This window comes from Pseudomonas sp. NPDC098740, assembly GCF_044760065.1.
Classification (GTDB): domain Bacteria; phylum Pseudomonadota; class Gammaproteobacteria; order Pseudomonadales; family Pseudomonadaceae; genus Aquipseudomonas; species Aquipseudomonas rossensis.
The window spans coordinates 83,597-95,975 of record NZ_JBIWAM010000019.1; the positions used below are offsets into that span (position 1 = coordinate 83,597).

Genomic DNA, 12,379 nt, shown 5'->3' on the forward strand with positions numbered 1-12,379 from the left:
GAGCTTTGCATCGATACTGGATGGCGTATATTCGCCAGCCATAGGTAATGACTCCAACGAAGGGGGGGGCAGATGACAAATGGGGTGGGTGGAGTTGCGGTTGCACCGCAGGCATTTAGTGATGACGACGTGCTGCAAGCGAGCTTCCACCTGGAAGCAGCGACCGAGGGAACAGAGCATGCACGAAAGCTCTTCCTGCGAACGTACACTCTTGCCAACGCTCAGGATCGAATTTGGCATGCAATGCCTGAGGAAGACTGGCCGCTGCTGGCGACCATCCTTCCCAACAGCATCATCATGCGGCCGATCCATATAAATCCGTACGCACAGCGCTACCTGAAGCCCAAGAACGGGCGTTTCACCAAGGTCATCTACGTTGACGACTATGGTGCTGAGTTGCCGAATGACGCTGAAGCTGCGGCGTCGCGCATTGACTCGCGCTTAGCCTGGCGCCTCTTTGATCCTGCAGAAAATGGCCTCGGTCTGAACAGGGATCTTGACCCGGTGTGGCAAGGCCTATCGCGGATTCAGCACGCTGAAGTACTCGTGATCAGTCAGCATCCGGAAATGCACGCCAAAGACGGCGTGGTTTCGATTAGCGTTGATGAGGTCGACAAACTGCGTCGCACCTTCAATCGGGTCACGACGAATGGCCGTAAGCTGATTCGTCAAACAAAGCTAGGCATCGTGCACGACGAAATGCTCACAAGGCTTGACCCCGAACGATTCCAACGAGTCATGCAGGTGAACCAGACCTTGGTCGAGGTTCAACGCGAGGGTACGAAGCAGGCTGCTGCCCGGGAGCGGGCCGAGCGTCGAACCAATGTGCAGGTCGTGCGAAAGCAGCTCAGTTCGCTAGTAACGGAGGCTCCCCAGGAGCTGATGATTCTGCACGCCGAGATTGAGCGGGTGACACTCGTAAAGATGATCGAAGCATTCAAGGCGAAGCTTGCCAGTAAACTCACCGAACCGCACTGGCAGACGTTCTTTGAGCAGAACAAATTCGTCCTGAGTTTGGTCTTTGCGCGTCCTGTCGAGCTAACTCATACGCAATTCCATGCAAAGGGGTCCACCTTGACCGGTGCAGGTGCTCAGATCGGCGACTTCCTGTTCAAGGAATATGGTCAAGCACTTGCCATTGTTGAAATCAAAACGCCGGAGACAGCCCTGCTACAGGACGCGGCTTACCGCGGGCAGGAAGTAGTATTTGGTCCGAACTCGAAACTTTCTGGTGCTGTGACCCAAGTGCTGTTCCAGCAGAGCGAGCTTCGGAAACGCTGGATGACTCATGTACAGGACAACCCGACCCTGCGCATGTCCGATGCCGATGTCATCAAATGCGTGGTTGTTGCAGGCCGCTTACCCACAGATCCAGCCAAACTGCGCAGCTTTGAGGTGTTCCGAAATGCGTGTAAGGACGTGGACATAGTCACCTTTGACGAACTTCTAGCGAAGCTTGAGTTTCTAGAGAAGCAACTGGCTCCGAAGCCTGAACTAGACCTGTTCTGACCCGGGGATCCCGCCCGATGATGCCGGACCCGCTGGGCTGCTCAAGCTTGCCGGAACTCCTCTCCTAGGTGTACGGAACGGTTGCTAGCGCCATGATGGTGATTCGGCTGGTGGCGACCTGTGATGGTGATAGGCCGTTCACCGTTGGGTTCGGGTTCGGGTGCGTGCATGCGCACCTGGGAATAGCCTCGGAAAGCTCGCCTACGCAAAGCCTAGATCAACTATTAAGATACTTTATGTAAGCAAATCCCTTCGCTTCCGATGTTCGTAGTTCTCCTTAAGCTTTCGACTAAGGATTCCTCCTTAACACGGCCTCTCCGGGCAACAGTTATTTCTATTTTCTCAATCCAGATATAGCCGCTCTTATCTGCATTCGGCTTAGCATAAACCATCATATCTACGCCAGGAGAACCAGAGAAAACCCCTTTCTCTTCCGGCTTAGAAAAGTTGAATATAAGTTCGTTTTTATCGGTCGGCTCAGAACTTTCACTGCTCGAAATTGGCGCCCCCATCTGGGATGCCAATGGCATCTTGGCAATGTACTGTTTTTTTCCATCCTTGATCTGAGGAATGATCTCCAGAAAGAATTGCTTCCTGTCACCCTGGCTGGAAGGAACAGAACACTCATCACCTTCTGTCAAAAAATACTTTCCTTCAAACTCATAGGAGTCATTCCAGCAAGCACTGAGAGACAAAGACGCCATACAAATTAAAGCCGATTTCCATTTATTCACTGCGGCCACTCCATTGATTTCAATTTGCCATTATCTACATTTTTGGCTTATGGATTCCACCGATTCACAGCGCAGATAAGTGCCTCGTCCATCGAGCCAAACACGCCCCAGATAGATGGGCGATCCGGTGCCATACCATCAAGGCACCTAACCTCATGATCGGCCCCAGTGCGCTCGATGAAGGGCCTCTCCCACCAGCGCGAACGCTGCACCTCACCGCGTAGCAGATGATTCGTGGTGTCGAATCCGACCGGCAGTGCCGGGTCAACCAGAACCTCGTCGATCAGCTCTACTGCATAGAACACCAACTCGCCCAGCTGAAACTCTTGTAGATCCACTCGGCCACTATTGACCCGCTCCAGATGCGGCTCGACCGCCTCTAGCGTGCGTCGTGCTGATCGTTGCATGGCGTCCAGCGCATCGAGGTCGAGAAGCGCTAGATCGTTGTTAGTCCTGATCATGGTCATGTCCTTTTGCCTCACGCCATTTCACTAAGCCCCACAGACCGCCCCCTAAGACAGCCAGTGCACAGAGTCCCCATAACGGCACCAGACGATTGGCGCCCAGCCAAAATCCGGCCCCCACACAGACAATCGTTACCAACATTCGCCTCATACACGCGCCCTTCATTTACGTTGGAGAGACGACGCTAACCCGAAATTTTCGGTTTCATGGCACTGCTGCTGAAAAATCGTCAGTTCCCCTAATGGGAATTGAGGGTGTCGCGATGGGATACCTGGGAAGGGCAACGGCATCAAAAAGAAAGTAATGGGCGCCACTGTGAATAGTGGTGATTTCTCAGTGGTATTTGTGTGATTGCTAGTGACTCGCAAGACTTTCCCTGCGCAGCACAGTGGGCTGACTGTATGCCCATTGTGATCCCCAGCGTAACCCAGTGGTTGCACAGAGATTTCAAGCAGCTTTTAAAAGGAATGGCTGTGAGCACAGGTGGTTTCTCAGTGGTATTTGCAGGACTTCTGAAGGTTTACTGAGTTTTACCCAAGAGTAAAAATAATAATGAGTGCCCGTGGAGAGAATGGAAAGTCAGCCGTTATGATCAGTGAGGGCAAGAGGCTCACCGACCGAGTGAGCTGGTGATGCTGAGGATGTCGGAAATCGACACACAGCATCACATGCCTATCCCTCATGATCAGAAACCAACGCACTCAATTGGATAGATGGGCCCGCGCTGCGGTGTGCCTAACCAAGCGCATCCCCCGCCGCACCAGCTCACTCGACCGGTGAGCCTCCTGCCCTAAACATCACCGCTTCGGTGGAACCTTCTTTGGTGGAATCAGAGCCGAGCGACGCGTTCCAATCGATCTATCTGTAGTGGGGGTCGTGGGCCAATACGCCCTTGCCACGCTACCGGAAGCATCTCGCGCCGGACGAGCGTGTGGTGCCGAGCTAGATCCTGTAGGGCTTGGCGGGATCGGTCGTGGGGGAGTCGCACCACCAGAACCACCACCAGGACTTCTCCCCTTGCCACCAGCAGCGCCTAAAGCACCTAGCCGGCTAATCGCCATAACAGTTCCCACAGCACGTGTAACAAACCCACCGACACCACTGGCCGTGGCCATAGCCCCTGTCAGGCTGCCAGCCAAGCCGCCCACTGAAACGCCAGTCAGACTCGATGCAATCCAGGTCGTAATAGCCAACAGAATTGCTGCAATCGCGCCCATAAACCCACGTACCGCATCAAAATCAGCACCTGATCCAGACCAACCGCTAGCAGCGGCAGCTTGCCCGATGGCGACAGCGGCCATGACGAGGGATACAGCCACAATTAGTGCGTGCGCAAACAGCATCGCGATCACGGGAAAAAATAAGAGGGAGAGCCAGCTAATCAATACTCCCACGCCACGCAACGGAGCCAGCAACAGCGCCAAAGGCGCAGCGAGTAATACGATCCAGAACAGCCATGCTGACAACAGCACGTATCCCGGCAGCAGGGTTTGAAGATCTAGCCAGCCAGACCAATCCTTGAACATTTGAACACTGGCAAGAATGCCAGCACCGATTTCGGCGCCATCCGGCGAAAGGCCGGTGGTTTTCTCCAGTGATCGCGTCATGAAGCGCTGCCAGGCCACGGCCGTGCTCACGGCGCCCACCTCAGCACTTACCCGCTGGCCACCTGCGATTGTCCCCCCAGCTTCTTTCAAGGCTAGGTAGGCCTGCTCAGCCCCCAACTGAGCAATTTTGTAGGCCTCCAGGCAACTGGTTGGTTGGAACATCATTGCATTATCATCAGCCCCGATAACCTGAGACTTCTGACCCGGAATCAACGTTATGGGTAGATACGAGGGTGTTGAATCCGGCTGCCCGGCGAATAGCGCTTGCCAATGGACTTTGGTCGGCAGTGCGTAACGGCCTCCCATAAAAGGCCCGGCGCTGCCCAATGCGGCTATTCCTGCCTCACGGCGCGCTTGAACCGAACCAAGGTCTACCGCTTTCTCAATCCCTTTCCGGGCGGCACCTCCACCCAGAAGGTAGTTGAGCCACCCGCCGTTTTCCTCAGCCGATCCGGTCATATAGGTCGTGATGCCGCCGCCCGCCGCCTTAGCTTGAGCAATCAGACTAATTTGCTCATCAGGAATCCCCAACCCGCCGCCGCCGAGTAGCCCGACAGCATGCATTGCTTCAATTCTCGTCGCATGCTCAGCCCCACCCAGTTCAGCCCGGCTCGGTGCACAGCTGGTGTTGTAGTCGTGTATCAATCGGGCCAAATCGGTGCCTTGATAGATCTGCGCGCCCCTCGCTGCAATGTCATCAACTGCCGCCTGTGCCGGCACAATCGATCCCGCAATGGTGTGTTCGCTGAGGACGCCATCCAGAGCAGACCTGTACATACGATGCACGGCCATAGCCACTTTCAGGGTCGTTGCCTGCGCATCAATTAATGTAACCGAGACCCCGCTGGGCAACTGAACGGTCGCTGGTTTCATCCCTAAAAGCATGACAAAAAAAATGACCACGCCTCCCGCCAGGCCACGAGCCAGCCCGCCGTCGGCCACCCTCAACATAATCATGATCAGCCATATGATTCCCACGCTGAAGACCAGTGTTGAACTGCTGTTGTTAAGGGCGGTGAAAATCGGCTGGGTGGCTGCGAGCATCGTCATGCCGACATCCTCCCAAAGCGCAAATATCCAGCTGAACCCCGCGTACCCCTCCGGGGTTGCAGAGGCGCTCATGCGGAACGCCTCATCAGCCACCAACGCACAGCCAGAACCAGCCTCACCCCCCATAAACCGATCCACAGTACGCACAATGTGAAACCGATGAGTATCAGGTACTGGGCGAATGGAGCGACCAGCACATCGCCGGTTCGCTGCACCAGATCGTACTGTTCCAGGACGCGCTTTCCATACACACCGGGCATTAAAAACATCGCCGCCATGTGGAAAAATCCAAGCACAGGCCCAAGTACGATGCCGGCCCAACCGGCCCATTTGGTGATCGCCGGCATACGCTCGTATGCCGCGTCCAAAACTTCTGCGATTTTTTGCCGTTTCGACATTCGCCATCTCCCTCATTTGTGTTGGCTTTAGCCAGCCTAAAGGGGGAGCCCCTAGCATCTCCACTCAAGTCACTGCACTTTCTATGCTGCGTCAAATTCATCGATACAGCCCGCTATGTAACGCGCCTAATCGGCGCTTTACATAGCGGGCTTACTGGGTATCTATGATTTAGCGCAACAAACATAACGCAACCCTAAACGATTGCGTCATCCCCCGAGGCTCTCGTAAGCTGACCAGGCTCAAAACCGCCCTGCCCGGCCGCTCGTGCCCGTGTTGTTCATGGGTATAGGCAATGGCAGAGGGCTCCTGTTCTGCGTCATCGCAGGCAGGGCCTTATCGATTACGCGCCGCGTCATCGCTCGCGTAACCGGCTTGGCCCCGACCGATTTATCGGGAACATCAACGACCACCAGAGGAGAAACGACAACTTAACCAGGTCAGCCAGACCAACAATGGCAACCGCACCTGAACGGTTAATCAGGAACCCGCTCGGAGACTCCGAATAGGCGTGAACAGTCCCCGCCTGCACACCAGTGCAAAGGGGGGCGAACAGGCACACAACGAACCATCTTCGGATGGTGTGTCGCTGAACCGGCAACGGTCAGAAGTTCTTACACAACCAGAGAGCTTCCCATGAGCGAATTCGATGCGCAGACCATTGCTGCGCACCTCAAATCCGAGTCTAGGATTCGGAGAAAGCCCCGAACTTATGCCCAGCGGCGCTCATTACTTGATAACTACAAATACGAGCTGTTGCAGCTTGATGCAGTAGGTTGCAATGGCAGCGAGTTACAACGCTGGATAGCCGAGAAAGGCATTACAGTCGAACGCTCGACCGTGAACCGCTGGCTACATCGGAACCGCCAGCATGGCTAAGTTCGCCAAACCGGCGAAGCAAGCAGCGTCCGTGATGAAGCAGCTGCAAGGCAGCCACATCAAATCGGTCAGCACCGTACGGAACTATGAGCAACGCTTAAAGCAGATCACTGTCCATCTCCAAGAGCACCGCCTGGGCAGCCTTCGTGATATGACTCCGACTCGTGCCCTCGAATATCTACGACAACGTGCCGAAGTTGTTGGCCAAAAGACGCTGGATATGGAGCGGCAAGCCCTACAAGCGATGATGCAGCACGTCACTCGTCAGCTCCCACCAGGTCAAACTCTGGTTGTCATCAAAAGCACCGCACCGGCAGCCCAAAAAGGAAAGGCCGGTCAGCCAACATTAGGTCGCCGATTGGCCGAGCAATCGAGGTCATACACCCGTGAGCAAGTGACCCTCATCGCCGCTCGCCAGTCGCCACACAACGCCCTAGCAACCGAGATTTCCCATGCGTCAGGCCTCCGTGCCCATGAGTTACTAACGCTGCGCCGTATCCACCACAAAGCACCAGATGTTCGCCCTGCGCATGCTTTGAAGTTTTCCGGCATCCGGGAAGACTCCATTGCCTACACCGTCCACGGTAAAGGGGGGCTAACCCGCGAGGTACGTATTCCGATACACCTGGCCAGGCGCCTGGAAGCGACACGTCTACCAGAGGCTCGTAGCGTTATAGATCGTGGTGTCCGCTACCAACAGTTCTACGAACTTGGCGGTGGTCAGCCTTGGAGCAAATCATTCGGTGCGGCTTCAAAATCAGCGCTTGGTTGGTCCAATGGAGCACATGGGCTCCGTCACAGTTACGCTCAAGAACGTCTTAGTACGATGCAATGCCATCTCACCCGTGAAGAAGCCAAGCGAGTCGTCTCTCAGGAGCTTGGGCACTTTCGTCCAGAAATTACCGAGGTCTATCTACGTTGAACATAAACATTGCTCCCATCTGGATCAGCAGCAGTTTGCTGTTCGTGATCGGTGCGCTTCTGATTGGGACCGGCGTACTGGTGCTCCTGTTAATCGAGAGCAAAAAGGCGAGAGCACAGGTCGCGGCAGCCCTCGATGCCAGCGTGGCTCGGCAGAAAGCCCTAATCCAGGAGCATCGCGCCGAAATTGAGGAAATCAATAAACAGAATCTGGTCAAGATGGCTGCGGTATCCAAGAATCATCATTACGAGATGGAGAATCTAAGGGTCATTCTTTCCATCGCTAACCAGGATCTCGACGAGGCTCTGAAAGCCGCGTCTAAGGCTACACAGTAAGGCGTACACATGCAGAGCCAGATCGACCAGATCAACGCATTGGCGCTTCTGTGCGGCTGGCAACGATCTACGTGCTAACGCTGCGCAATGTGCCCTTCAATCCGAGCACACCACAATCGAAAATCAGTCCTCTGAATTGTTGCCAGGTGAGCATCTGGCGAGGCATACGTTTTAATCTGTTTTTGAAAGATTTAAAGATTTAGCCTGATAAAATCAGATAAAAGTCAATTATTTCAATCACTTGAACTAGCTCTATGTGTGCAATATACGGAATATTGTGGGTAATATACGGGAGCTTGTGGGTAATGTACGGAGGTCAGTGGGTAATATACGGGCTATCCACAGGTCCGCCCTGCGCTCCTTCGCGTCATAATTAACTGAGGCCCGGACAGGCCAGCCTCTTCATGTAAATGATACTCGGGTAGGTTATCAGCTCGAATTAGACGTCGCAAAATGCGACAAAACTCTCTAAAACAGGCCACACTGCTTCTCTCATAAATAGTTTTAAACCCCCACTTAGCACTGCGATTTCCCGCTGCACGTCGAGATAAACGATATATAAATCGAGCGACGGCCGAATCAATCAAGAAGTAGTCTTGATTAACAGTAAGAACAGCAGAGCCATGACTATCGATCACTTGTTTATAGATCCAACTCGGAGCCTCAATCTCAACTCGATCTATTCTGCCGCTGACAGTTTCAGAAAGCACGCGATACCCACTAATTAGACTCTCACTGTTGACCTCACGTGTAACGCATTTTGAATTGTGCGAGGGGCGATGGAGCACGCTCTTGATCGTTGTTCCTTTCAAGCGATCTAGCGCTGATTCGATTAATTTCGACTGATTACCACCATCGCCACGCTTACAAAATTTAAGAATATCTGAAACGTACGGTGTAAAAAGACGGCTAGGCATTGCTCCTCGACCTCTTTTATAAAGATTCATCGACTCCGTTAAATGCGAAACAAGCATCAGTATAATGTCGTAGTCCCAGATCGAAGCCATGCCATCTGGCCCGGCTTTTACTTCAATATATCCATCTGCCAAGTCATAGCGCATGACTTCACCAGCACGATTTTTCCGTTTGGACATGCGAAATAGCGCAACATCCATAAAATGACGACTGTCTTTTGTCGAGATACCATCTGCCGAAACGAAAAAATCAACTAACTCAGCCTCCTCCGTCACAGCCTTGTTTATTTTAGCTCCTCGCAGCCTAGCGGTAGCTTCATCCCAGGACTCGCCTGGACGCGCCTCAGCTTGGACGCGCTGCCTAAAGGACGACAAGTTGAATCAACCCTGCGACGCATTAATTTTTTCAGCGATCCAAGCATTTACACGCTCGGCAGGCCATGCCACAGAATTCGCCCCAAGCGAAATCCCAGCAGGGAACTCGCCCGCCCGGATCAGGCGATATATCTGGGATTTGCTCAGCCCCACCAGGGCACAGACACTAGGAAGGCGAAGCAGTAGAGGTGAGACAGATTGACTAGCCATCTGGACGGGTCTCCTTGGAACCGGATTGGATGGCTAGGGATTTAATGGCACCTCAAGCAAGGAGTCGTGGCAATTGCCGCTTTCTCAAAGAAATGCCAGAAATTTTCACCCTCTATGTAGACTCATCTGCACCACGGGGCAAATGATCGCCCATGTATTTTCTAAGAGTCTTGTGGCTTTTTGGCATATCAACTTCCGCAGCATCTGCAAGAGATAGAATTGCCGAGCATAGGTCAAAATTCTTACGGGGCGAGCGGAGCCCTAAAGCACGACGCTTAATAGTATCAGCCCGCTTCCCAGCTGCATCATCAAAGGGCTGCTCGGTATGAGCCTTATCAACCTCCTTGATTAAGTTAATCAAACCGTTGATGACCAAGCTGATGGAGCCCAACTCTTTTGCTTGAAACTTCTCGCCTCCCTGACTTCCTTTAGCTTCCTTATCTGCATTACCGATCAATATGTAATCTGGGGGTTCAATCCCCGCATCCAGAATCCACTCACCAAGGGCGACTCTAGACAAATATATGAGGCCTACTGGAATGTCTTTAGTGGAAGAATCGCTCTCACAGTATGAACGCACGAGGTCTTTATCAATCCCAGGCAGAGGATCACACAAATCATCGAAGTATTTAATCAGCCCCTCAAAAAACAGTTTATAAATCCTGTTTGAGCGTTGAGAGGAGCCTACCCTTCCGACCCAGAATATGTGATCGGGCAGCGCCACTTTTCCTTGGCGCACGCTGTACTCCAAATACAATTCTTTGATCAGCTCATGAAGAGCATGTGCAGCCTCTTGAGTATCAACCTCATAGTAACGAGCGTACTCAGACACCAGATCAGGTAGACGCATCAGATCATCATTCATACGGCGTTCTCCACCCCTGCGATGGAAGCTCCGGCACTGCTGCATGACAAAACATCCAAATGGTCGGCATACCACTGAAGCATCTCTCGCCGCGCCTCCAGATACTGAGCATGGTTGTAGGTGCCGCGTATGCTGTTTTTGTCCACATGCGCTAACTGGGTTTCGACCCACTCACTGGGATATCCCTGCTCATGCAAAGTGGTGGACATCGTGTGGCGAAATCCATGACCAGTGGCACGCCCGTCATAGCCGGAGCGTTTCAACAGTTGGTTAATTGCAGCTTCGCTCATGGGCTTTGCCGGATCGTTACGGCCAGTGAACGCGAGCGTGTAGCCACCAGTAATGTTTTCTAGCTCACGCAGTGCAGCCACCGCCTGCTTGGAGAGTGGGACTAGATGAGCGCGGCGCATCTTCATACGCACAGCAGGGACCAGCCAGAGCGCCGTATCGAGGTCAAACTCCGACCAAGGAGCCCCCCTCAGCTCAGCCGTACGCACCCCCGTCAAAATCAGCAGGCGGGTGGCGATCTTAACTACATCATGCCCCGGACACGCCTGAATACTGCCTATGAGCTCCGGGATTTCTGCAATGGGCAAGAAGGGATAGTGCCGGGAGGTCGGTGCCTGAAGTGCCCCTCCGATATCTGCGATTGGGTTGTACTCAGCACGACCAGTGGCAATAGTGAAACGGTAAACCTCTTGGCAGCGTTGCCGAACCTTGCGCAGCTTCTCCAAAGCACCTCGCGACTCTATACGGCGAAAAACCTGTAACCACTGCATGGGCTTAATATCGGTCAGCGGCAAACTTCCCACCTGGGGAAAGATGTCCAGCTCGAAAGCTTCCATAACGTCGCCAGCGTAACCTACCGACCATCGTGACGATTTATGTTTGTGCCACTCCAGCGCAAGGCTCTTGAACGTATTAGCGCGAGAGATTGCCGCCTTGGCCCGCACAACCTTCCGCTCAAGCCCAGGATGCCGCCCCTGTGTCACAAGCTGGCGAGCTTCAAAAGCAAGCTGACGCGCCTGTGCGAGGGTTACCTTATCGATGGTGCCAAGTGAAATATGAGACTGCTTGCCATCCAGACGGAATCGGAAGCGCCAAGACTTACCGCCTGCCGCCCGAACCCAAAGGAATAAGCCACCGCCATCGGCAAGGCCATAGTCCCTCTCACGAGGCGCAGCATTCTTCACCTGCAGAGCCGTCAAAGCCATGCCGAGTACCCATAGATTATTGAATTGGGCAATGGTACTCAGGGAGGTACTCACAAGACAAGCGCTTGGATGAAACCGGATGGCACCGCATGAAAGAGAAAGCCCGCGCTAGGCGGGCTTAATGAGATTTCATGACACTGCTTGGCACTGCATGAATCTGGTCAATGGTGCCCGAGACAGGAGTCGAACCTGCGACCTTCGCGTTACGAGTGCGCTGCTCTACCAACTGAGCTACACGGGCAGTGGGCTAAACCTAGCACTGACTTTGGGGTCAGGCAACTTCATGGCTCGTCTCATTTTTTTGCAGACAAAAAAATGCCCCGCAGCTTTCACTGCGGGGCATTTTTTATAACGTTGAAGCGGTCAGGCGTGGGGAGTGATTAAACGCCCGAAGCCTTGGCTGCTGCTACGTCTTTGATGGACAGCTTGATACGGCCGCGGTTGTCCACGTCCAGTACCAGTACTTCCACTTCCTGGCCTTCTTTCAGGATGTCGGTCACTTTCTCTACGCGAGCGTCGCTCAGCATCGAGATGTGAACCAGACCGTCCTTGCCCGGCAGGATGTTGACGAATGCGCCGAAGTCGACGATGCGCTCAACCTTACCGACGTAGATCTTGCCGATTTCAGCTTCAGCGGTGATACCCAGAACGCGCTGACGGGCAGCTTCAGCCGCTTCCTTGGTTTCGCCGAAGATCTTGATCGAGCCGTCGTCTTCGATGTCGATCGAAGCCTTGGTCTCTTCACAGATCGCACGAATGGTCGCGCCGCCTTTACCGATGACATCACGGATTTTGTCGGTGTCTATTTTCATCGCGATCATGGTCGGAGCGTTTTCCGACAGTTCGGTGCGGGACTGACCAATGATCTGTTTAATATGACCGAGGATTTTCAGGCGCGCTTCCA

At 53.6% G+C, this 12,379-nt stretch carries 13 protein-coding genes and 1 tRNA gene; 4 read left to right on the forward strand and 10 right to left on the reverse strand.

Features of this window, described 5'->3' with window-relative positions; genetic code table 11:
- The first annotated feature begins 72 nt into the window (after positions 1 to 72).
- Positions 73 to 1,509 (forward strand): Shedu immune nuclease family protein, encoded by a 1,437-nt coding sequence (locus ACIQU2_RS21470; protein ID WP_403143839.1) that lies wholly within the window; start codon positions 73 to 75, stop codon positions 1,507 to 1,509.
- A gap of 224 nt (positions 1,510 to 1,733) precedes the next feature.
- Here ACIQU2_RS21470 and ACIQU2_RS21475 read toward each other — a convergent pair whose 3' ends face one another.
- The 4 genes from ACIQU2_RS21475 to ACIQU2_RS21490 form a co-directional block, all read right to left on the reverse strand.
- Positions 1,734 to 2,243 carry a hypothetical protein gene (locus tag ACIQU2_RS21475; protein ID WP_403143841.1) on the reverse strand — a complete coding sequence of 170 codons (510 nt, stop codon included), beginning with the start codon at positions 2,241 to 2,243 and terminating at the stop codon, positions 1,734 to 1,736.
- Positions 2,244 to 2,290: 47 nt separating this feature from the next.
- Positions 2,291 to 2,704 (reverse strand): hypothetical protein, encoded by a 414-nt coding sequence (locus tag ACIQU2_RS21480; protein ID WP_367603260.1) that lies wholly within the window; start codon positions 2,702 to 2,704, stop codon positions 2,291 to 2,293.
- An 801-nt stretch (positions 2,705 to 3,505) separates the two neighbouring features.
- Positions 3,506 to 5,437: a hypothetical protein gene (locus ACIQU2_RS21485; protein WP_403143844.1), complete on the reverse strand. Its 1,932-nt coding sequence runs from the start codon at positions 5,435 to 5,437 to the stop codon at positions 3,506 to 3,508.
- Positions 5,434 to 5,763, reverse strand: coding sequence for a hypothetical protein (locus ACIQU2_RS21490; RefSeq protein WP_403143846.1), 330 nt, complete (start codon positions 5,761 to 5,763; stop codon positions 5,434 to 5,436). The genes ACIQU2_RS21485 and ACIQU2_RS21490 overlap by 4 nt, the downstream gene beginning before the upstream one ends.
- Positions 5,764 to 6,397: 634 nt before the next feature.
- Between ACIQU2_RS21490 and ACIQU2_RS21495 the strand changes: the two genes are divergently transcribed.
- Genes ACIQU2_RS21495 through ACIQU2_RS21505 form a run of 3 tightly spaced genes read left to right on the forward strand, consistent with a single transcriptional unit; the run spans position 6,398 to position 7,897 of the window.
- Positions 6,398 to 6,640 (forward strand): hypothetical protein, encoded by a 243-nt coding sequence (locus ACIQU2_RS21495; protein ID WP_403143848.1) that lies wholly within the window; start codon positions 6,398 to 6,400, stop codon positions 6,638 to 6,640.
- Positions 6,633 to 7,562: a site-specific integrase gene (locus tag ACIQU2_RS21500; RefSeq protein WP_403143850.1), complete on the forward strand. Its 930-nt coding sequence runs from the start codon at positions 6,633 to 6,635 to the stop codon at positions 7,560 to 7,562. Before ACIQU2_RS21495 ends, ACIQU2_RS21500 begins: the two co-directional genes overlap by 8 nt.
- Positions 7,559 to 7,897 (forward strand): hypothetical protein, encoded by a 339-nt coding sequence (locus ACIQU2_RS21505; RefSeq protein WP_403143852.1) that lies wholly within the window; start codon positions 7,559 to 7,561, stop codon positions 7,895 to 7,897. The genes ACIQU2_RS21500 and ACIQU2_RS21505 overlap by 4 nt, the downstream gene beginning before the upstream one ends.
- Positions 7,898 to 8,232: 335 nt before the next feature.
- Here the strand turns inward: ACIQU2_RS21505 and ACIQU2_RS21510 are convergent, their stop codons facing one another.
- The 6 genes from ACIQU2_RS21510 to ACIQU2_RS21535 all read right to left on the reverse strand — a co-directional run.
- A complete protein-coding gene (locus tag ACIQU2_RS21510) occupies positions 8,233 to 9,186 on the reverse strand; it encodes a replication initiator protein A (protein ID WP_403143853.1) in 954 nt (317 codons plus the stop codon).
- Between the two features lie 6 nt (positions 9,187 to 9,192).
- Positions 9,193 to 9,396, reverse strand: coding sequence for an AlpA family transcriptional regulator (locus ACIQU2_RS21515; protein WP_169881232.1), 204 nt, complete (start codon positions 9,394 to 9,396; stop codon positions 9,193 to 9,195).
- Positions 9,397 to 9,508: 112 nt separating this feature from the next.
- Positions 9,509 to 10,261 carry a hypothetical protein gene (locus tag ACIQU2_RS21520; protein ID WP_403143856.1) on the reverse strand — a complete coding sequence of 251 codons (753 nt, stop codon included), beginning with the start codon at positions 10,259 to 10,261 and terminating at the stop codon, positions 9,509 to 9,511.
- Positions 10,258 to 11,529 (reverse strand): tyrosine-type recombinase/integrase, encoded by a 1,272-nt coding sequence (locus ACIQU2_RS21525; protein ID WP_403143857.1) that lies wholly within the window; start codon positions 11,527 to 11,529, stop codon positions 10,258 to 10,260. Before ACIQU2_RS21525 ends, ACIQU2_RS21520 begins: the two co-directional genes overlap by 4 nt.
- 111 nt (positions 11,530 to 11,640) lie before the next feature.
- A tRNA-Thr gene (locus tag ACIQU2_RS21530) sits at positions 11,641 to 11,716 on the reverse strand.
- A gap of 139 nt (positions 11,717 to 11,855) precedes the next feature.
- A partial coding sequence (locus ACIQU2_RS21535) for a S1 RNA-binding domain-containing protein (RefSeq protein ID WP_403143859.1) occupies positions 11,856 to 12,379 on the reverse strand: 524 nt, incomplete at its 5' end.

Excerpts from the sequence above, each read along its gene's own strand:
- ACIQU2_RS21470 (WP_403143839.1), top strand. The coding sequence starts at position 73 with ATGACAAATGGGGTGGGTGGAGTTGCGGTTGCACCGCAGGCATTTAGT.
- ACIQU2_RS21480 (WP_367603260.1), bottom strand. The coding sequence starts at position 2,704 with ATGATCAGGACTAACAACGATCTAGCGCTTCTCGACCTCGATGCGCTG.
- ACIQU2_RS21485 (WP_403143844.1), bottom strand. The coding sequence starts at position 5,437 with ATGAGCGCCTCTGCAACCCCGGAGGGGTACGCGGGGTTCAGCTGGATA.
- ACIQU2_RS21490 (WP_403143846.1), bottom strand. The coding sequence starts at position 5,763 with ATGTCGAAACGGCAAAAAATCGCAGAAGTTTTGGACGCGGCATACGAG.
- ACIQU2_RS21495 (WP_403143848.1), top strand. The coding sequence starts at position 6,398 with ATGAGCGAATTCGATGCGCAGACCATTGCTGCGCACCTCAAATCCGAG.
- ACIQU2_RS21500 (WP_403143850.1), top strand. The coding sequence starts at position 6,633 with ATGGCTAAGTTCGCCAAACCGGCGAAGCAAGCAGCGTCCGTGATGAAG.
- ACIQU2_RS21515 (WP_169881232.1), bottom strand. The coding sequence starts at position 9,396 with ATGGCTAGTCAATCTGTCTCACCTCTACTGCTTCGCCTTCCTAGTGTC.
- ACIQU2_RS21520 (WP_403143856.1), bottom strand. The coding sequence starts at position 10,261 with ATGAATGATGATCTGATGCGTCTACCTGATCTGGTGTCTGAGTACGCT.